The organism is Paenimyroides baculatum (genome assembly GCF_008629655.1).
GTDB classification, from domain to species: domain Bacteria; phylum Bacteroidota; class Bacteroidia; order Flavobacteriales; family Flavobacteriaceae; genus Flavobacterium; species Flavobacterium baculatum.
Genome location: NZ_VWSG01000018.1, coordinates 1 through 22,741, shown reverse-complemented (window position 1 = coordinate 22,741; position 22,741 = coordinate 1). Strand labels below are relative to the sequence as shown.

Annotated in this window: 14 protein-coding genes; 13 read left to right on the top strand and 1 reads right to left on the bottom strand. The window is 36.8% G+C overall.

Annotation, left to right across the window (positions count from 1 at the left end):
- Window positions 1–19: 19 nt before the first annotated feature.
- From F0460_RS15420 to F0460_RS15375, 11 genes are all read left to right on the top strand, one after another.
- Window positions 20–2,521: a hypothetical protein gene (locus tag F0460_RS15420; protein ID WP_150014843.1), complete on the top strand. Its 2,502-nt coding sequence runs from the start codon at window positions 20–22 to the stop codon at window positions 2,519–2,521.
- Between the two features lie 66 nt (window positions 2,522–2,587).
- On the top strand, window positions 2,588–3,202 hold the full coding sequence (locus tag F0460_RS15415) for a hypothetical protein (protein WP_150014841.1): 615 nt from the start codon (window positions 2,588–2,590) through the stop codon (window positions 3,200–3,202).
- Window positions 3,203–3,304: 102 nt separating this feature from the next.
- Window positions 3,305–4,567: a gliding motility-associated C-terminal domain-containing protein gene (locus F0460_RS15410; RefSeq protein ID WP_150014839.1), complete on the top strand. Its 1,263-nt coding sequence runs from the start codon at window positions 3,305–3,307 to the stop codon at window positions 4,565–4,567.
- Window positions 4,568–4,578: 11 nt separating this feature from the next.
- Window positions 4,579–5,499, top strand: a complete 921-nt coding sequence (locus tag F0460_RS15405; protein ID WP_150014837.1) for a PorP/SprF family type IX secretion system membrane protein — start codon at window positions 4,579–4,581, stop codon at window positions 5,497–5,499.
- 11 nt (window positions 5,500–5,510) lie between these two features.
- Window positions 5,511–7,478 carry an OmpA family protein gene (locus F0460_RS15400; protein WP_150014835.1) on the top strand — a complete coding sequence of 656 codons (1,968 nt, stop codon included), beginning with the start codon at window positions 5,511–5,513 and terminating at the stop codon, window positions 7,476–7,478.
- A gap of 10 nt (window positions 7,479–7,488) precedes the next feature.
- Entirely contained in the window at window positions 7,489–7,626 is a 138-nt protein-coding gene (locus tag F0460_RS16250; protein WP_190304174.1) for a hypothetical protein, read from the top strand.
- A gap of 108 nt (window positions 7,627–7,734) precedes the next feature.
- On the top strand, window positions 7,735–8,295 hold the full coding sequence (locus F0460_RS15395; RefSeq protein WP_150014833.1) for a hypothetical protein: 561 nt from the start codon (window positions 7,735–7,737) through the stop codon (window positions 8,293–8,295).
- 104 nt (window positions 8,296–8,399) lie between these two features.
- Window positions 8,400–9,197, top strand: coding sequence for a WxL protein host-binding domain-containing protein (locus F0460_RS15390; RefSeq protein ID WP_190304173.1), 798 nt, complete (start codon window positions 8,400–8,402; stop codon window positions 9,195–9,197).
- Window positions 9,190–11,862: a hypothetical protein gene (locus F0460_RS15385; RefSeq protein WP_150014829.1), complete on the top strand. Its 2,673-nt coding sequence runs from the start codon at window positions 9,190–9,192 to the stop codon at window positions 11,860–11,862. The genes F0460_RS15390 and F0460_RS15385 overlap by 8 nt, the downstream gene beginning before the upstream one ends.
- Before the next feature lie 3 nt (window positions 11,863–11,865).
- Window positions 11,866–12,411 carry a hypothetical protein gene (locus F0460_RS15380; protein WP_223810836.1) on the top strand — a complete coding sequence of 182 codons (546 nt, stop codon included), beginning with the start codon at window positions 11,866–11,868 and terminating at the stop codon, window positions 12,409–12,411.
- A gap of 1 nt (window position 12,412) precedes the next feature.
- Window positions 12,413–12,925, top strand: a complete 513-nt coding sequence (locus tag F0460_RS15375) for a hypothetical protein (protein ID WP_150014827.1) — start codon at window positions 12,413–12,415, stop codon at window positions 12,923–12,925.
- Window positions 12,926–13,229: 304 nt separating this feature from the next.
- Here the strand turns inward: F0460_RS15375 and F0460_RS16335 are convergent, their stop codons facing one another.
- Window positions 13,230–14,450 carry a LuxR C-terminal-related transcriptional regulator gene (locus F0460_RS16335; protein WP_223810835.1) on the bottom strand — a complete coding sequence of 407 codons (1,221 nt, stop codon included), beginning with the start codon at window positions 14,448–14,450 and terminating at the stop codon, window positions 13,230–13,232.
- A 510-nt stretch (window positions 14,451–14,960) separates the two neighbouring features.
- Here F0460_RS16335 and F0460_RS15365 point away from each other — a divergent pair.
- Both F0460_RS15365 and F0460_RS15360 read left to right on the top strand, forming a co-directional pair.
- Entirely contained in the window at window positions 14,961–15,299 is a 339-nt protein-coding gene (locus F0460_RS15365; RefSeq protein WP_150014825.1) for a hypothetical protein, read from the top strand.
- A gap of 41 nt (window positions 15,300–15,340) precedes the next feature.
- Window positions 15,341–22,741, top strand: a 7,401-nt coding sequence (locus F0460_RS15360) for an HYR-like domain-containing protein (RefSeq protein WP_450091341.1), incomplete at its 3' end; no start/stop codon positions are given.

The following is a 22,741-nucleotide window of genomic DNA, read 5'->3' as shown; positions in this document are numbered from 1 at the left end:
CACTTAAAATTACAACATTATGAAAAAAATGACATTCTTAGCAGCATTACTTGGGGTTACTCAGTTTTCTAATGCGCAGGTTGGAATAGGCACAGCAAACCCTGCAGATGCCGTACAATTAGAAATTTCGGCAACGAATAAAGGAGTTTTAATTCCACGTGTGGTGTTAACAAACACTACAACTTTTAGCCCGATAACAGGGACTGCAGTAGAAAGTCTTTTGGTTTACAATACGGCAACTGCCGCAGATGTTACTCCAGGGTTTTATTATTGGGTTCCGGCTAACGGAACTATGGTTGCTCATTGGGAACGCATCGTAAACCAAACACAGTTAGACGAAGCTATTGGCGATATTACCGATCTTCAGGGAGATGTAACTAAAATAATAGCATTGCTTAAAGTTGCCTTCCCTGCAAATAATTTGGTTGATCCTGTTGTTACAGGTGATACCTTTGGAGGTGGCATGGTGTTTATCCCTGGAACTACACCTACTATTGAATACGTTTATTTCGATGGGACAAATTATACAAAAAAAGATATCACAACAGATATTATGAATTTGATAAGAGGAGCAGAATCTAAAACTACTTTTATTGAATTTCCTGCAGCCTCTGGTAAATACTACTATATTTCAGAAGAAACTATCAATGCAAACAATGGTGTAGTTCCAACATCACCTTTTTCTGCTGGTACTACTTTAAGAGCAGGAGTAATTTTATTAGATGTACCGCAATCTGTAATAAGTAACTTTCAAACTATTTTAGATGGTACAACAACAATTGTAAAGCCGGGTGGAACATTTTATACAGTAGAAGAAATCATTAAAATGATCGCTTCTCAAGTAGAAGGTAATGTTGTTTACAGAAATATAGCAGCAACTGGATCTCCGGCAAATTGGGTGTTTCAATATTGGAGCGATGCAGCTAACGCTGGCGCAGGTGGTTACGTAACTGTTAACCTGACCGATTTGGTTGGTGCAGCACAATCTAAAACAGCATTGGTTAAAACAAATACGGCAAATGCTCCGGTTAAACAATATTTCGTTTCTGAAACGTACCTTATTGCAAATGGCGGAGCTATTCCTACGCAGGCAGTAGTAAACGGTTGGACATCAGGAACATTACCTGCTGGTATTTTCGAAATTGATATTGTAGCGGGCGTTGCAACAAATATTCAAACAATTTTAGATCAAACGGTCACAATTACTGAAGATGGGAAAACATTTACAACGGTAGAGCAATATATACAGTATATAGCGTCAAAAAGCGATGCGAATGTTGGTTACACAGTTTCTGGTATAACTGCAGTTAATAATAATGGAGTCGCAATTCCTGCAAATTCATTTTATTACATTAATCAAACAACAGGAAATAAAGTATTTATTGATTTAGCATCAATAGTGAAACAAAATGAAACCAAAACCAAATTAATGACTATTGGTACCAAACAATACTATGTTTCTGAAAGCTATACTGGAACAACAGATCCTACAACAGGAACCGAAACAGGAGTTTATGAAATTGATTTTATCGATGGTATCGTAAACAACTTTAACGAATTTATTACAAGTACTGTAACTGGTGGTGGAACAAATTATACCACTGTTGAAGGATATATTGAGTATGTTTCAAAAAATTCAATGCAAGAAGGTGTAACTAAAATTGTTATCGATGCAGGAACAAATCAGGCTTCGTTTCAAAGATGGAATGCAACTACAAAAGCATGGGTTAATGTGAGTAACACTGCGTTTAGCGATATTGTAAAAGCTAATGAAACAAAAACTAGCATTGGGAAAAGCACTAATAATTCGGCATATGCCCAGGTTTTAGTTGATCCAAAGGCAGTACAAAAAGTGGTTTATGAATATGTTACAGAAAGTGCTACCGTTAAAAATTATATCGATGTTACTGCAGATGTTGAATGGTCTATAGAGAATAACACCAATGTTAAAAATGCAATAGAAGATATAATAAACAATCTGTTAAACCAAGGTGGAAATGTTTATTTTACAAGAACAGCTATTGCAGCAGGAACTCCAGCAGGCCAATTGGCAATTCCAGCGTTTTCATTTTATACGATAAATGCTACTACAGGTGTTAAAGAACTGGTTGATATAGCGCAAACAATTGTAAATGCAATAACGAACGCCACAACGATTCAAAAACAAGAAATTAAGAATCAGTTGGGCGATACGTACAACACAACAACAGTTACGAACACAGGTGATACATGGATTGACGGCAGTAAAATTTATGCAGGTGTTTATGCAGCTACTGTTACAGGAGGTACAGCAAATGTTTCTACAATTAGTATTACGCCACCTGTAGGTACAACCGCTTTAGGGAAAATCGTGAGTATTAAATTATTAAACAATGATAATAATATCATAAATACATCTACAACTGACGTTGCGCTAGCAGGTAGCAATTTATCATTTAGAATTGGAACCGGTAATATGTACAACGTTTTAAGTTCCTCAGACTTAAGCGTAAAAGTAGTTGTAGAATTCTCTGCCCAATAATTTTTTAACCCTAACCATCTGTTTTTTTCCCCTAAACAGATGGTTCTTCTTAAAACTTAAAGAACTATGAATAAGAAAATTATCTTTTTATCAGCTGTATTATTTAGCACAGTAATGTCTGCGCAAGTAAAAATAGGAGGAACAGACGGTACTCCAAACACAAATGCAATGTTAGATGTGGAAGCGCCAAACAAAGGAATTTTATTGCCGCGCTTAGCATTACAAGAAGCGACAAATTCTGCACCACTATCGGCACACGTTGCGGGGATGACGGTATACAACACTGCCACAGCAAACGACGTGGTACCTGGTTTTTATTATAACGACGGGATCAAGTGGCAACAAATGGTAACAACAGACAACAAGGCAGTAAAATTTTTCTATATGCCGTCTATTACCTTTAACACTTCGGTAAGTGCAACTGGGCAAACCAAAAATTTATACGAAGAATACAAAGCACAATTTGCTTTAACAAATCCAAATCATATAGTAAGTCCGGGAGCACCAACAACAGGAATCCCTTATTTCAATAGTCCTACCGATTTGTATTATATCATTACCGATTACGATGCAAACGTATTCTCAAACATCACAATTAACAATCAAGGTGTAATGACGTACGATGTAACCGCAGCGGCAACAGATTGTACTTTGATAAACATCGTATTTGTAGTGAAATAAAACGCTTACAAAATATTGTAAAGGCGAATTATGTATAAATATCCAAAAAGTAATTAACATGGGTTGCCTTGTGCTTTTAGTTTCACTTAAAAAATTAAGACTATGAAAAAGATATTTAAAAATATCCGTTTACTGTTTCTAAGCTTAGGTTCTGTAGCCTATGCACAAACCGTAGAACCTGTAATGGTCAATCAAGGTCAATTATACATATTGCCCAGTACATTGGTTTCAACACAGTTTGATTTTGACAACAAAGCTTCGGGAGTAATTTTTAACGACGGTGAATTTCAGTTCTATAAAAATTATAATAACGACGGCTTGTTCACACATTCAACAAACAAGACTACGGGTTACACGGTATTTCAAGGAAGTCAGCCGCAGATGATCGAAGGTTCGCAGCCTTCAAAACATTTCGATGTGCTTTTCAACAATACATCAACCCAGTATCCTTTCAGCCTAAACAGCGATATGATTATCGATGGTGTAGGTAATTTCAGAGAAGGAATCGTACGTATCAATAAAAATGATGGCGGTCAGTTGCTTTTCGGGAACGGAGCTTCGCAAATGAATGCAACCGATAAAAGTTATGCCGAAGGAATGGTTGAAAAACAAGGGAACAACGCCTTTACTTTTCCAATTGGTAAGTTGGGATACTATCGTTTGGCAGGAATTTCAGCTCCTTCAGATGTTGCTCATACTTATTTAAGCGAGTATTTCAAAGAGGATACAGACCAAACATATCCGCATAAAGACCGTACGGGAATTATTTCTGCTGTAAATAATCAGGAATACTGGACGATCAATCAGGCAGCCGGAGCAACAGGTTCGGTTATGGTTACGCTTTCTTGGCACGATCAAACCACACCTGCAGAATTCCGCGGAACACAAGATTTGCATATCGTTCGCTGGGATGCAACTCAAAACCTTTGGGTAGACGAAGGTGGCGTTGTAGATGCAGCTGCAAAAACAATTACTACACCTGTTCAGGTTGATGGTTTCGGAATATTTACTTTAGGGAAAATCAAAGAAAAATTCTTGAATCCTGGTGATGTGGTTGTTTATAACGGGGTTTCTCCGGACGGTGATGGAATCAACGATTATTTAATTATAGATAATATCGAGCATTTTCCTGAAAACAATGTTGTTCTTTATAACCGTTGGGGTAGAAAAGTGTACGAAACCAAAAACTACAACAGTAAAAACAATGTGTTTGTTGGTGTAGCAGAAGGTAACGGAATTGTAGGCAGCGGCGAAAAGCTTCCTGCAGGAACGTATTACTATGTAGTGGAATATCTGTATGATTGGGATGGACAAAGCCAATGGATTAAGAAAGTAGGATACATACATCTGGAAAGCAACAACTAAACTAATAAGCAATGAAGAGATTAAAAATCATAGGGGCTTTGTTAGCTTTAGTAAGCTTCACAGCCAACGCACAGCAAGATCCGCAATTTACCCAATACATGTATAATACGGTAAACATAAATCCAGCTTATGCAGGTAGTCGTGGTTCGCTAAGTATTTTTGGCTTACACCGTACACAGTGGGCTGGATTGGAAGGTGCACCGCAAACGAATGCCTTTTCTGTTAATACGCCTTTGGGTGACAGCAAATTGGGCTTGGGCGTAGGTTTTATTAACGACGGATTGGGAATTATGGATGAAAACACGGTAAGTGTAGATTTATCGTACACCATAGATTTAAACAGTCGAGGCAGTAAATTTTCATTCGGTATTAAAGGATCAGGGAATATGTTGAATGTAGCCTATTCAAAACTGCTGACATACAATCCGAACGACCCTAATTTTCAAAATGATATCAGCGGACAGTTTACACCGAACATAGGTGCCGGAATTTACTGGCATAACGAAAAAAGTTATTTAGGACTTTCTATTCCTAATTTCCTAGAAACAACCCGTTATGATGATAACATTCAAAGTACCATGCGTACAACCATGAGTTATTATTTGATTGGTGGTCATGTGTTTGAACTAAATCCGATGTTGAAATTTAAACCGGCATTTTTGGTAAAAGCAACTAATGGTGCACCATTACAGGCAGACATTACGGCAAACTTCTTGATCAGTAACAGATTTACTTTGGGTGGAGCTTACCGTTGGGATGCTGCTTGGAGCGCACTGGTAGGTTTCCAGGTTACCGATGGTTTGTTCATAGGTTACAGCTATGATGGAGAAACCACCAAACTGGCTAATTACAACAACGGATCGCATGAGGTTTTCTTAAGATTTGAATTGTTTAACAAGTACCGCCGTATGAATACGTCGCGATTCTTCTAAAATTTACAGACATGAAAAAAGGATTATCACTATTGGCCTTGGCATCATTCTTATTTTTAGGAAATACCTCGGCACAGGCACAGGCAGGCTTAAAAAAGTCAGACAAAGAATACGAAAACTGGGCGTATGTAGATGCCATGACCATCTATGAAAAAATCGTTAAAAAAGGTTATGTAAGCAAAGATATTTTAGAGAAATTGGGTAACACCTATTACTTCAATGCTCGATATGCCGAAGCACATCCATTTTACGAACGTTTGTTTACAGAATTTGGATCAGAAGATATCGCATCAGAATTTTATTACCGTTATGCACAAACATTGCAGCATACGGGTAATAGTGCTGAAGCTAAAAATTATTATGATCAGTTTGTAAATAAAGCCGGTTTGCAAACACAGATCGCAGCAGTTCGTAAAAACGAAAAGGAACTTCAAAAACAGATTACAGAAAACTCTGGTCGTTACCGCAATGTAGAAAATCTTCCAATCAACACGCAGTTTGCCGATTTTGGAAGTTATGTACACGATCAGCAGCTGTATTTTACAAGTGCGCGCGATACGGGAAGTTTTTCTAAAAAAATCCATACTTGGACTGGAGAGGCTTTTACCAGTTTGTACGATTATCAATTGCCTAATGACAGTATCAGCAAAAAAACGAAAGCTAAAAAGTTAAAGGGTGACGTTAAAAGCAAGTTTAATGAATCTTCGGCAGTTATAACGGCAGACGGACAAACAATGTATTTTACCCGAAACAATATGTTAGGAGGTACCCGAGGCTACGATTCAGATAAAAATACAAAACTTAAAATCTATCGTGCCGAACTAAAAAACGGCAAATGGAACAATGTTCAGGAACTGCCTTTTAACAGCAATGATTTCAATACGGCTCACCCAACATTAAGTAAAGATGGAAACACACTTTATTTTGCAAGTGACCGCCCGGGTGGTTTCGGAAATTCAGATTTATGGAAAGTAACCGTAAATGGTAACGGATACGGAGTACCTCAGAATCTAGGCCCGGGAATTAATACCGAAGGACGAGAAACCTTTCCGTTTATAAACAGCAACGACGAACTGTATTTTTCAAGTGATGGAAGAATCGGTTTGGGTGGATTAGATGTTTACGGTGTAAAACTTAAAGAAGACGGTAGTTTTTACGAGGTACAGAATATTGGAGAACCTGTGAATTCAAATACTGATGATTTTGCCTATTACATTGATTACAAAACCAAACAGGGATTCTTCTCTTCTAACAGAACAGGTGGTCACGGAAACGACGATATCTACAGTTTTGTTGAAACCAGAGCTTTAAAATTGGGTTGTTCTCAAGAATTACTGGTTACAATTTTAGATGCCAAAACAAACAATATCGTAACCGATGCATCGCTAACGCTTTACGACAAGCTTTATAAAGAATTAGGTATATCTAATAAATACGCTAATAACGGCTACCGCTTCAATACCGAATACGAGTGTGGTGAAACGTACCGTGTAAAGGTTTCTAAAGAGGGATACATTACGAAAGAAGAAACTGTGACTTTAGATAACGTATCCGGAGTAAGCGAAAGAACAATCGTATTGGAACAGAAAAAGGTAGAAGTGAAAAAGAATGATGACTTGTTTAAAGTACTGAAACTTAAACCGATTTATTTCGATTACGATAAAGATAACATCAGACCAGATGCTGCTTTGGAGTTAGCGAAAGTTGTTGAGGTGCTGAAAGATTATCCGCGTATGAAAATCGATGTACGTTCACATACCGATAGTAGAGGATCAGACGAGTACAACCTGAAACTATCAGAACGCAGAGCAAAATCTACCGCACAATGGATTGCTGCTCAAGGAATCGATCTTTCAAGAATAACCTATAAAGGTTACGGTGAAACACAGTTGATTAACAAATGTATAAACGGCTCAAAATGTTCTGATATTGAACACGAAGAAAACCGCAGATCAGAATTTATTGTTTTGGAATTATAAAGGTTTGCTTATGGGTAAATTTAAAAAAATACGAAAGCTTTTGAATAAACCGCTTCCTCCTTGTATTAAAGAGAAAGTAATGAGGGTTATCAGAGAGGTAAATAGTCGAGAAGATAATGACGAAAAAATCCAATTAAAAGAAGATTAAGTATTTAATTTCGATTCAAGATGTTATTTGGGTTTTAATATTTTCTTTTTAAATAGAAGTGACGAGAGGTACAAATCAATTTTATAACCATAATTAATACATTTAACGATGAAAACAATTAAACTTTTAACAGCGATTCTTTTAGCGATTACTAGCGGAACTGTACAGGCACAGGATGATGATCAGGATGCGCATACAATAGGTATTACAATACCTACTGTTTTATTGGTAGATATTGAACCATCTGCAGCTAAAAACATCACAATGGATTTCACAGCTCCTGCAGAAGCCGGTAATCCTATAACACCTCCTACAGATAATGCCAATTTGTGGCTTAACTATTCTTATATTCCTTCTGCTTCTGGTGAAACGGCAAGGGTTGATGTGAAAATAGATGCTTTAGTTGCAGGATTAGACATAAATTTGTCAGCAGCAGCAGATGCTGGAAATGGAGGAGGAACAAAAGGTTTGTCGGCAGGTACAATAACACTTACTTCTACCGATCAAAGTATCATTACAGCAATAGGTGCATCTTATACGAATACAGGAGCTAATAATGGTCATAATTTAACGTATTCTTTGGATGTAGATAGTGGTACTTCAAACTACGCCAATCTATTTGCTGACACAAACAATGTAACAGTTACCTACACTATCGTCGAAAATTAATTTTTCTTAAACTTTTGTGACTAAACAAGAATATAGTACCTTTTATATAATTTAAGATACTATATTTTTTTTTATTAATGAATGATTTTAAAATTTCATTTACCATGTCTGTACAAAAAATATTCATTTTTATAAGTGTTTTCTTAGCCTATAATTGTGCCTTCGCAAGTATTGTAATAAGCAACGGTTTAACCCATACCCATAAAGTAAAAGAAAGTATGGTTTACAAAGGTATTATTACCATACAAAATACCGCCGAATTTTCAAAAAGTGTAAAGCTTTACCAAAAAGATTACAGCTACAATGCAAACGGAACATCGCATTACAACGATTTTGGAACAAGCGAACGCAGCAATTTGCAATGGATAAAATTAAATACCAATTTATTAAAATTAGAAGCTAACGGCAAAGCAAATATTTCTTATGAGATTACTGTTCCTGACCACATGGATGCCGGTAGCTTTTGGAGTGTGATTATGGTAGAACCGACTGATGAAATTAAACCGAGCAATGACAAACCGGGTGTGCAGATAAAATCGGTTATCCGCTATTCTATTCAAATAATTACGACAAATGAGAAGCCTGCAAATGCTTTGCTTAATTTTGAAAATATAAACCTTGCAAAACAAGACGGTAAGCGGATTTTAGAAATAGACATTGCCAATCAAGGACAGCTATACCACACTGTAGAAAGTTCTATAGAAATTTTTGACAATAAAAGCGGTAACCATAAAGGTAATTACAAAAGCAGCAGGTTAAGTTTGCTGCCTAATAACGCGAAGCGTTTTACTATAGATCTTAGCACCATTACACCTGGTAAATACAGCGCGGTAATACTTGCCGCTACTCATGAAGAGCAGGTTTTCGGTATCAATATAGAATTAGATATTACTGATGAATAAAACAATAATTGAATTATTATTTATTGTTTTTCCTTTTGTTTTTAATGCCCAGGAGCTCTCTGTTGAACTTGTAAATCAGAAAGAGTTCTTTAGTCCGGGCAAAGTACATTCATTGGTTTTTAAAATCAGTAATCCGTATCCTTACCAAGTTATGGCAACCCTGAAAACCAAACTCCCAGAACAATGGCTTTTGGCATCAGCTCATTCCGATATTGATTTAACTGCTAACGAAACTAAAATACATATAATTCCTGTTAATATACCTTCTTTTTCTGCAAAAGGTGAACACAACTTTCACCTTACAATAAATAATAAAACAAATAATCAAATCACCAACCACAGTTTTTTTTTAAACGTAAACCATGTACGAAAAATAACTATAAGCAGCCTTTCTTCATCCAATTATGTGAAAGCCGGAAATACCATTAGCAGTTTATTTATTATTAAGAATGAGGGAAATGATATGGAAGAAGTTATGTTGAAAGCATCGAAGGGGGCTGTTATCAAAGGGAGTGCCATTGTTCATATTCCTGCGGGAAAATCAGAAGAAGTTAACGTTTATCAACACACGAACGTCCAACAGTCCCACCTCTCGCAAAACCTTATAAAACTTACAGCTGTTACAAAAAACGATTCATTACAAGACGTATATGCGTATTATAGAACAGATGTTATTCCAGCTTTTCAGGCTAATGAAGATGTTTATCTTCGTTTTCCTGTTAAAATCTCAACTACATATATTGCCCGCGAACGTAATAAAGATTTTCAGGATGCCTTCCAGGGCGAAATTTACGGTAAAGGAAGTTTTAATGAACAACATACCAAACAGCTTGAATTTCGTGCTGTTGGGCCAGACCGGTTTGGACTGACCGCCTTTTCGCAGTACGAAGAATATTTTATTAATTACACTTCGAATAACTTTTTCGTACATTTAGGAGACAAGGTTTATTCTTCTTCATTTTTAACCGAATTTGCCCGTTACGGAAGAGGATTTGAACTGCGTAAAAATATCAATAAATTAGAAATTGGTGGTTTTTATAACAATCCCCGCTTTTTTAAAGACATTAAAGAGGAGATAAATGTGTATGCTAAGATAAATTTTGACTTAAAAAATAATATACGATACGGCTATTTGGTAAAACATATGCAAAACCTTAAAGAGAGTCATTTACAATATCTTTCAGGAGAAGCTACCGTTTTTAAAAGTGTTACCCTTCAGGCAGAATATTCAGTGAGCAACATCGACAGCTCTAAAGGAAGTGGATGGCAGTTGCAGGGTCAGGCAAACTTAAAAAAACTGAATGCAAGTGCTAGCTATATTAATACTAAACCCAATTTTACAGGGTATTTTACCAATACTCGTTTTTTTACATCCCATATTAATTACCGTTTTTCTCCTAAATTTTCTGCTCACGTAAATTACCAAAAAGATGCTCGGAATTTTGAACGTGACACGCTTTACAGTGCCGCTCCTTACCGAGAACGGCTACAATTAGGTTTAAGTTACAGATACATGCGCAAAGGAACTGTTTCTATATATAATGGTATTCAGAAGTACGAAGACCGTATGGAACCAAAACAGTTCTTTTATAAAGAGAAATTCAGCCGTTTAGAACTTAATCATGAAATAGGTTTTTTTGGAATTAACTTTCAATCCTATTTTGCAGAGACTACTAATTTTTTGACCAATACAACTGGAAATTCGTCTATTTATACAACAGATTTCAGTTATAATATAAAAGGAACATCTATTAACTTGTACACAAGTTATGCGCAGCTAAACCGGTATCAAACAGCTAATCAAAATTTATTTTTATATGGCGGGCGTGTTAATAGCTTTATTTCAAGTAAAATTAACGTATCTGCTTTTTATCAAAACACCTATTATATTGAGGATTATTATGCAGACCGAAACCTCTTTGAACTTTCTTTAAATTATAAGATTTCTCCCAAACAAGAGATAAATGTAATATCTAGATATGCTTTATCCCAGCAACAGATTCAAAATAAAGATTTTGCCTTATCGGTAAAATATACCTTAAATTTAAATATACCCGTTAAAAAAATAAAAGAATACGGTTCCCTCCAAGGAAATATCACTAATTTAGGTAATACAAATACAGCAGGTATAAAGCTACATTTAGGACATCAGACAGCCATTACAGATGCGCGTGGAAATTTTTCTTTTAAAAATATAATTCCAGATACTTATTTTTTGGAAATAGCACCGGAAAATTTAAGCTTTAATGACATTACCGATATTAGTATCCCCGCGAAAATATCTGTTACAGAAGGTGAAAATTATTTTAATTTCGGCATTACGCAGTCAGCCAGCATAAAAGGACAAATTATTCTTGAATACGACAATCAAGGCACTGATAAAGAAAATATTATTGTAGAAATTACTTCAGAAAATGATATTTACAGAAAAATATGTGATATAAAAAAACCTTTTGATTTCACTTATTTAAGACCTGGAAACTGGCAGCTAAAGATATACCGCAACGGATTGAGTAAACATTGGAATATAAAAGCAGATGTTTTTAATTTTATCCTTGAACCGGGAGAAGAAAAAGAGGTTACCGTTGAAATTATAAAACACAAAAGAGAAATTAAGTATTTGCAAAAACCTATGAAGGTGCGTTATAACACTTTAAAAAAGTAAAAAATGAATAATAGTACTATTTTATTTTACAATACTGTTTTACTGTTATTTTGCGGTACAAATGATATTTTTGCACAAACCACCGGCAATAGAAATATTACACTAAGTCTTTCCGAAGTAGCCCTATTAGATATTGAACCTAACATTAATACTATAGCTTTTAATTTTACGACTCCTACAGAAGCAGGAATGCCCATAAGCAAACCCTCAGTTAACACCACCAAATGGATTAATTATACCTCGGCGAAAGCTACTACTTCACCTCACCGAATTATAACGTCACAAATAGATCAATTATTTCCTGGAATTTCGATAAGATTACAGGCAGCAAATTCAGTAGGCGGTGGCGGTTCGTTAGGAACATCTACAGGTCAAATAACGCTTTCAACTTCTCCTCAAACCATCATTAACGCTATCGGAGGTGCTTATACAGGTAACGGATCAAATAACGGACACCAACTTACAATCTCAACAGATATAACCAATTATACAGATCTTGTTAAAACAACAAACCAACTAATTACAATAACCTATACTATAAGTGATTAATATGATTGTTAAATGTAATATATCAAGAAACTTATTTTTAAAAATAACCCTATTCATTATGTGGAATGGGTTGGCACAGAATCAAATAAACGGAACCAATTGGACTGTTAACATACCTTCAATTACTGAAGCTGGAAATAATTACGCTGGATCTTACGAAAGCAATAGTAATCAAGTTGAAATAAATTTGCAACTACCTGCTTTGCTTGGGGTTAGAGCTGTAAAAATTCACTACACACCTAATAATTGGCATAATAGTCTTACTATTGAGGCTAGAAAAACAGGTAATGGAAACCTTGGTCTTATATGTGTGGGATGTTCCCTTAATCCATCTGGAACCTCGGCTTACAAAATTATTACTCAAGTAAGTACAGAATTATTTAGAGGAACGGGTATTTTAAACTTAGTAACTATTAGTAATATTCCTATTCAATTGAAGATTAATGGAATTTCTGTTACTATACCTGCAGATAATTATAGTGCGACAATAGTTTTTACAATTGAGGCTCCTTAATACCAAAAGAATTTTGTGTTTCCTTTAAATTTTAATTACCTAAGAGGTTTTGTACATTTTGACTCAAGCTTTTTCAAATCTTCATATTCTTGAATCTACAAAAGATAATATCAGGTTCCTTTCTCTAAAGAGAAAATTTTAAAAATTTGTTCTTAAATTTTAATTTTATGCATATTTTCGATAGTATTTAAAGCTAAAAGGTACATGTTTTTTGTTTAATATAAATTTTATTGAAAAAGAAAAGATCACCTTTTAAATTGTTTGTCTTTTATACATTAGAAAAAATTAAGCTAAAATTTATTTTCTAGTTTACAACAAAGTTCGATAACTCATTTCGGTATTTTATTTGGAGTATCGTATAAATGATTTTTAGATGATACTTTACAGTATTTTCAGATATGAACAGTTCCGATGCAATTTCTTTATTGTTTTTACCACTTTGTATAAGTTTTATAATTTCCAATTGGCGCTCAGTCAAGTTAAATGACGATATTTCTTTTTTTACGTATATATCTTTTTGTGCCAACTTTTTAATTCTTTCTATTTCTTCCTGATATATCTGGTTTTGTTTTTCAACTGTAGTTTTCTGACGTTTGTATTTCCTATAATTTTTTAAAAGAAACAGAACTACTAGTATTAATAAAATACTGAATAAAAATAGATAGATAAGAATTTGCTGTTTCTTTCCCAATATATCGTCAAAATTCTTATTTTTAATTTCCTGCTCTAAAATTTCAATTTTGCTGCTGTTACTGTTTGAATTGTAAAGAGCGAAAAGTGAGTCGCATTTTTTCTGATAGATTAATGCATTTTTTGCATCATTATTATTACTGAAAACGTTTTTGAAAACTTCATTTAGATAAAACTCGTATTTCAAGTTTTTATTCTTTTGGGCAATGTCAATACCCATTTTGTATGATTGATCTCTTTTCTCGTAGTTTTGAACAGTATTATAAAGTTCTATCTGCTTGCCTAAAATAATTGGTAAATCTTCACGATAATCTACTTCCGCAATTTCTACAGCATCATTCAATTTTTTTTCTGCTGCGGTATAGTTTTTTTCTTTAAGCAAGAAGTAGCCCTCCTGCACATAGATAAAAATCAAATATCTATTAGATAGATTTTTATATCCAGAGCGTGCTAGTTCTTCCATCAACAGTTTAGCTTTCTCAAAATCCTGCATTTCAAAGTAAATAAAAGCTTTTTCAGCTTTAATTTCTTGTAATGCATTTACACGATTGGATCCTTTTTTACCCTGTTGCAATGCTGCTTCAAGATTTTTAAGAGCATGCTGATATTTGAAAAGATTTTTGTAAATATCAGATTTTATGAGGTATGCATTGTATTTATCGTCGGTAGAATTTTTTTCATCACTTATAAAATCGGTTAGTAATTTTATCGATAAATCATATCTTTCCGCATGGTTATATTGGAATACTTTTTCTTTTAAAGATTCAAGCGGGGTTTTTTGTGCGTAGATAAATGTGCTGAAAAGCAGTACTATAAAAACTGTAAAGGTTTTCATTAAAATTATTTTCAACAAAAATAGTAATTACAACATACCAATTCAACAGTTTTTTACATTTAAGAAAATTTAATAAAGCATGTGGTATGTTGTTGTGAATGAGGTTTTTAAATATGAGCTACACGATGGGTAGTCAAAATTTAATCAAATACTACCTTATAACTACCTACTTATAAAGCGCAGGTTATAAAATATATAACGAATTTCGCCACGTAAAATTATACATATTTAAAAACTGCACAACTTTTAGTGTATTGTTAAAAAACAGATTCGAAATTTTAAACATACTTTCGATCGTTTATCATGTATCATATTATAAATATAGTAAAAAAATTACAATTGGGGAACTAAAAGGTAAAATATTTAGAATTGTGATTTTTTAAATTTAGCAACATAAACAGCTGGATCCTTTTAATAAAAGGAAAAGCAACTTTAAAATTTGGTTAATAGGAAACGTAATAAAAATTCATTTTAGATAAGTTTCAAAATTTAGCCATAGAATCTTTGTATATGAAAAAAATATTATTATTGCTTGGGGGCGTACTATTTTTTTTAGTAATAAGTGCACAAGTAGGTATTGGTGTGGTAAGACCTATAACATCTACAAACTTATTAACGTGTGAAAAAAGTAAAGAAAAATTACTATCTGGTGTATTAAAAAAAGATTTAAAGATCAATTCCATCTCAAATGGATCATCAGTAAAAATTACCGACAAAACCTGTGCTAAACTGCGTTTGTCATTAGTGATGCAAAGCACTACTTCCGCACTAGTAGATAAGATACTTTTAAGCGATACGTACTCTTTTTATGATGTTGTAGCAGCTAGATTCTTATCAGCCACAATTTAAAATTTATCTTGAATCACATACTTAATTAAACATACTTTTTTATGAATTGTAAAACTACGTTTATGCAGTTTGCTGCTGTAGTGAAAAATTGCAGAATGCTGTTACTGGCAATGCTTTTTTCATTTCTATTGTTGCAGACAGGACATTTGCAGGCGCAAACACTTGTCACAGACAGTGCTGTTCCAGTACTTGATGTCTGTTCGGACTACCAGCAGTTTACTGTTAAAATCGGTAGGGGAAGTACTGCTTGCCCGAACGGAAAGCTTAAAATAGAGCTTCCAACCGGATTTGAATTGGAAAGCGGCTCTGTGAAAGTTGGCGGGGTACCGGCAACTGTATCGGGCCAGACGACTCAAGAAGTTACTGTTGATGTAAATATCCCCTCAGGACCTGCTTCGCAGGAAATTGAGGTAACTTATAATGCGAAAGCACTTTGCAGTGCTATTAGTTCTACTATTACAGACCCTTCGGTAAGCTATACCTTGCAAGGATGTACAGGTGTTATTGTACCTAAAAGCAGCGAAACCATAAATATTAGATATGCTGTATTAAGGATAGATGTAACGCCAAATCCCATTATAGGAAATATAAATGACGTAGTAGAAAGAACCATTTCTATTCGGAACCAGGGAAATGGGGAATTACCCGTTTTTACATTTGAACGCATACTTGGAGGAGGGCTTAGTCAGGTATCTTATGACTACTCATCACTTACATCATTAGGGTGGGTAGTTACAGTAAGTGGAAATCAGTTGATTTTCTCTGGCGCTAATGCCAATCTAAAGTTTAAAAGTGGGGAAACGCTTTCATTTAAAGAAAAAGTACAAATAGTTAGTTGTGCATTAACACCAACAAATTATGAAGTTTTTTATGGTTGCTCAACCAAATGTACGGATGCTGCTGTAAACAGTACGGCTACCCATATAATTAACCTAAATACACCGAATGCGCCACAGCTTAGTATAACAGCTGCACAACCGGTGATTAACTGCTTTAATGGTCTAGGACAAAATACGTGGACTGTAACCAATACAGGAAGCGCTGCGACCGGTGTTATAGAGTTTGAAATTGGAACACAGGATCTTTTGGGATATATTAGTACCAGCGGTATTACTGTAAATGGTAACCCTGCTGTATTTACTGTTACACCGGGTACAAATCCAAAGACTGTTAAAATACAGCTTCCTGCTATTGCTGGCGGTGCAAATGCAGTGGTTAGTTTTTTCCAATATTACGGAGCTCCAACCGGAACGCCGGCTTCATGTTTGTCTGCACCGGAACAATTCGGCACCGGACAAAATTACTTTAATGCTTCTTATACATATACGGGTGCATGTGCACCTATTACTACGGGGAGAGTTGTAAGCAGTGAAGTTTCGTACAGTTACGGAGGAATGCACATAGGGGAGGTAGATATTGTAGCAGGGCAGGCATATACAGCTGATTACCTGTTTATGAACACGGTAATTCCATCAACGCAACTGAAGATTGGGGATAAATTTGTAATCACCGTGGAACTGGCCGCAGACCTTAATACTGCAGGATTCTCATTTAATGGTGTAACTGCAGTAAACATAGCAGGTACAAAAAAATATACCGTTACATTTACTTATGGCTCTGCCCCTTGGGTTTCGGGCAGCCTAAACTTATCTTTTTTACGCATGCAGTTTCCGCTGAGTTTCAGTTGTCCTGCAAATCTTGACAATTTATGGTACCGTGTAGGTGGCGAAATTATAAAGGTTAACAACGGTGTTGACTGTACATCTGTAGTTTTTCGCTGCAATCAAACCGATCTTAAAGGTTATTGCGATGGAGGTCCCTGCCCTGACGGTATGCAGAACGGACCTGCGGGCATTAAAAGACTAACAGTTGGTCATGCTGTTAGCGTATCTGGTGTACCTGCAGTTGGTACTCCCAGTGTTGCAGGAGATTTCAGAACTTTTTACAAAGGTGACATTCTTGAAGTTTATCAGGATGCAACTATTGTAAATACAACGGCAAACAGTTTTAATACGGTTCGTTTTGTTGTAGAAAAAGATCCAAGCGTAAATGCAGTATTGGTTACTGGATCAGGAAAAGTAGTTAGAAACGGAGTAAATATTACATCGAATGCGACAGTTACTGAAACGGCTACTAGCTATGTAATGCAGTTTGTTTTGCCGGCAGGCTCGTTTTTAAATAATGATAATATACGAATGTCCATACAGATTAAGGCAGGAAATTCGGGAACCGGTTTAAAACAGTTCCCTGCAAAATCTTATCTGGTTGATGGTACAGGAGAAGGTATACTATGCGGTAGAACATATACTGCTACAGGATTTTACGTAACAACTAATTATAGTTTTAGAGGCGCTTCTGCAAATTTTGTTAATTGCAGCAATAATACAAATACAGTCATTTTTACTGCGGGTATCTTGGGATTCAACAATCAGGATGCCATTTTCCAACAGGAATATCGCAGAATTTTTGCACCAACAAATGCTGTTTTCCAAGTACCGGCATATATAACGCTTACAAATATTAGGGTAACAGTTGCAAACCAGCCTTGGATGGGGAGTAATAATTTTGTTGATGTACCTGTTACAAATGTAACAAACGGAAACTATACATTGAATCTTACGCAAGCATTAACTGATATTACAGAAAAGACTTTAGGCGTAGGTAACGGCATAGCTTATTTAGATGAAGGTTTTGAATTGAGATTGACACCTACAGTATCTGTTTCTGCATGTGAACCAGTAAATACCGGTGCGGTGCAAAACGTTCAAGTTGTTATGAACGGGAACATTGTAGATGGTGCGGGCTTAACAACGCCTTATTCTAATTCGCAGAATCTGACATACAATACAGGTATAGGTTCGCTGACTCTGCAGACATCTAACAACAGTCTTTTAGGAACTTTAAGCCCAGACGGTACACAAGTTTCTTGGGTGGTACGAGTAGGTGCTTCAGGTACAAGAGACTTTAATAGTGTATGGTTTGCTAAAAAAACAGGTGTACTTGCTATATCTTCCGTAGAACTAGTTTCAGGATATGGAGCAGTTTCAGGAAGTACAGTTATGCCTGTAGGAAATATTTATCAATTAGGTGATTTCAGTGCTAACAGTGCTAAGTTTTATTTAATAAAAGCTTCTGTTGTTGGATGTACGGTGAATAGTCTAACACTTACTTCAGGATATAATTGCGTTTCAAATGCATATCCTGCAACTATTAATACATCGGTATGTACATTACCAGACAAGGTTCTTACACATAAAACAATAGCAAATGTACTGCAGACAGAACTTTTTGATCAGTTTAATGGAAATTCTACGGTTAAGCCAGACCTTTGCGGTAGAATTTGGTATACGGTAAGATTACATAATGGTGGAGATACCCAGCTTGGAAACCTGAAAATAAAAATTCCACTGAACACGGCTCCAGGACTTGTATTCGATGATTCATTTGAATATAGTGCAGTATTTAACGCAAACGGCGGCACTGCCTCTGGATTTACTACCATTAATGGCAGTAATACAGCCATTAATGGTAGTAATGAATTGGAAATTACGCTTCCTAATACGGTACTGTTAAACTCTGCTCAAAGAGTAAGTGTGCGTATTTACTTCAGGGTGAACAGTTGTGACTTTAAAAGTGGTAGTAAGCATACTGCTACACCATCGGCAACTAACAGTTGCGGAACAGCGGTAACTAATATAACTCCAGCAACAACCAGAAGGTTGATTATAGCGGGCGGTTCTGACTCATTCCCAGAATTAAGGGAAGTAGGCACAAGCAGTGTTGTATTAGATCCTGTTCTTACAACCGGGGGTGTTTTAAGATCTGTTTATAATGCGGAAATTGTGAACTCAGGTCAATTTAATGTGAATGACGTTGTAACTTCCGATTATAATGTTGCTCTTAAACTACCTGCTGGTTGGAGTATTGTAGGAAATCCTGCGACTTACCTGCTTCCTGCAGGAAAGGTAGATTACATTGGCTTGGATCCGAACAGAGGATACGTTTATAAAATTAAGACTGGTCAGACTATCGCAGTGTCGCAGTCTCTTAAATTTGAAAATGTTCCGTTAAAATATACTTTAAATAATCAAACAGCATTACAGTGTGACCATAATTTTGGAGATATCACAATTTCTGTTTATCAGAATATTGCGGTAGCTGCATGTACACCTATCCCAAATTGTTCTAATACAGGGATTGATCAGGTGCTTTTTGAGAATACGACGATTATGGAATTACCTGTGGATTCTGCATTGGCGATCGTGCCTGCGAATCAGTCACCGGTAATTTGTAATCCGACGGTAAGTGGAGGTGTACCAACTGTGGCAGACATTCCTTTTGCAGCTACTACAAATGTATTTCATATAGACTGGTATGAAAATTTGCAGGAAGCAACATCAGATCTTCCGGCAAACCGCATACCTTTAAATACACCGTTAGTAAATGGAAGAACTTACTATGCAGTAAATAGATTTATAGTAGACGGTACGTGTAAAAGTAATATTGGTACCATTACGGTAACACTAAAAACCAACAGCTTGTCTGGTTCGGTTACAACAATTTGTTCAGTAAACAATCAAACTTACCAGGTACAGGTAACACTGACTGGAACAGCTCCCTTTACAGTTGATCCGGGGTCAACAGGTTATCCGGGTACTTTTTCAGGTAATGTATGGACGTCTGCTGCAATTCCGGCAACTACCCCTATTTTAGGTTCAGGAACACCTTATAACGTAACTTTTACAGATGCTAATAATTGTACTCCGTTAAATGTTACGGGTGCCGCGCCAATATGCTGTACATTAGTAATTGCTAATTGTCCGACAGCGGTTATAAACTTTGCTTGTAACGGAAGTAATTCAACAAGTAATTATCCACCTCTTCAAGCTCATTACCCAACTATTGTTAGTTCATGCGGACCTACTACCACTACCTATGTTGATAGTGCAATAGGTACCTGCGCCGGTCCTGCTACTGGCAGATATCGAGAATTTACCAGAACTTTCACTGTAAAAGACGCTATGGGGAATACGGCAACTTGTACTCGCACAGTCCGTATAACCGATAATGTAGCACCTGTGTTCAACGGTGCTTTACCACAAGATCTAACGGTATCATGCGCATCTGCAATACCTGCTGCTGCTGCTCTAACAGCTACTGATAACTGCGGTACTGCAGTAGTAACATTTGGACAGAGTACAATTACAGGAACCTGTGCAAACAAATTAACTATAACAAGAACCTGGACAGCGACAGATTCTTGTGGAAATGCGGTAACGCATACACAGGTAATTACAGTAAATGATAATATTGCTCCTGTTTTTGTAGGTACATTACCTGCGAATATAACAGTTAGCTGTGATAATGTTCCTGTAGCCGCAACTTTAACGGCTACTGATAATTGTGGTACGCCGACTGTTGTAATGAATCAGACAAGAACAGACGGTTCTTGTCCGAACAGTTACACGCTTACCAGAGTATGGACTGCTACTGATGTTTGTGGAAACACAATTTCACATACACAGGTTATAACAGTTACAGATACCGTAAAACCTACATTTAATGGCATTTTACCTGCAGATATAACCATATCTTGTTCGGCAGCGCTGCCAACTGTGCCAACTGTAACTGCTACAGACAACTGTGGTAGCGCCACAGTTGTGTTTAACGAAACCACTGTTGCCGGAAATTGTACAAGCAGCTATGTTCGTACAAGAACATGGACTGCGACGGATGCTTGTGGAAATACGGCTAGCCATGTACAAAAGATTACGGTAGCAGATACAGAAAAACCTGTATTCACGGGAACTTTACCTGCGAATGTAACGGTTTCATGTCCATCGGAAATTCCAGTTACGGCAGTACTTGCCGCAACAGACAACTGCACGGCAGCCGGCAGCATCAGCATCACTGTAAGCGATGTTGTTTCTGATGTGAGTCCAAGCTGTGCGAACAATTACAAGGTAACACGAACTTATACGGCGACCGATGCGTGCGGTAACTTTACCACGCACGTACAGTTAATCACTGTAGAAGACAAAACCAAACCTGTATTTGTAGGTACATTACCTGTGAACGCGACTTATTCGTGTTCAACAGAAGTACCATCAGCGGTAACACTGACTGCAACGGATAACTGCGGAACTGCAACAGTTACCTTTAACGAGACAAGGGTATCGGGATCATGTGCGAATGCATATGTACTGACCAGAACATGGACAGCTGCAGACAGCTGCGGCAACACAACTGTACACACGCAGACCATAACGGTAGACGATAAAACCAAACCTGTATTTACAACAGCACCTGGAGATCAGGAGGTAGAATGTGACGGAGCAGGTAACGTTTCGGCGTTCAACGCATGGCTTGCATCTTACGGAGGTGCAGTGGCAACGGATAATTGCGGTACTGTAGCCTTGAGTTATCAGATAGAAGACACCAATACAACATGTGGCGGATCTAAAACTATCATCGTTAACTTTATTGCAACCGACTTATGCGGCAATACCTCTGCTGATCAGGCAGAATTTAAGATAACAGACAAGGTTGCTCCTGTAGTAACTACAGCTTCAAACTTAAGTCTTGTTTGCGGTAACGATGTGAATGCACAGATAACCAACTGGCTTCAAAACAATGGAGGCGCGACTGCGACCGACGCTTGCGGAACAATAACCTGGAGTCATAACTATAATGGTTTAACGGGAGCATGTGCCAACACGGGCAGTGCTTTGGTAACCTTTACAGCAACAGATTCATGTGGAAATGCATCTACCGTTCAGGCTACGGTAACGGTAACCGATACTGTTGCACCAACCTTTGTAGGTTCATTACCTGCAGCTGCAGTAACGGTATCTTGCGCATCGGAAATACCTGCACCAGCAGTATTAACAGCAACAGATAACTGTGGTACGGCAACGGTAACACTGGTTGAGACCACCACAGCAGGAACTTGTGCAAATAACTTTACTTTAACCAGAGTATGGACGGCAACCGACGTATGTGGTAACACGACAAGCCATACTCAGATAATAACGGTGAACGACCAAACCGCACCTGCCATAACCACCAATGCGCAAAGCATTACGGTACAGTGTGACGGATCTGGTAACACAACGGCTTTAAACGCATGGCTTGCAAGTCATGGAGGCTCCGTTTCAACAGACAACTGCGGCGGAGTTACATGGACAAACAATTATGCAGCTGCCAACTTTGTAGCTTCTTGCGGTAGTGCAGGAAGTGTAGAAGTTATTTTCACAGCAACAGATGCTTGTGGGAATGCTTCTTCAACAACGGCGGTTTTCACCATAGAAGATACGGCTAAACCTGTATTCACGGGAACTTTACCTGCGAATGTAACGGTTTCATGTCCATCGGAAATTCCAGTTACGGCAGTACTTGCCGCAACAGACAACTGCACGGCAGCCGGCAGCATCAGCATCACT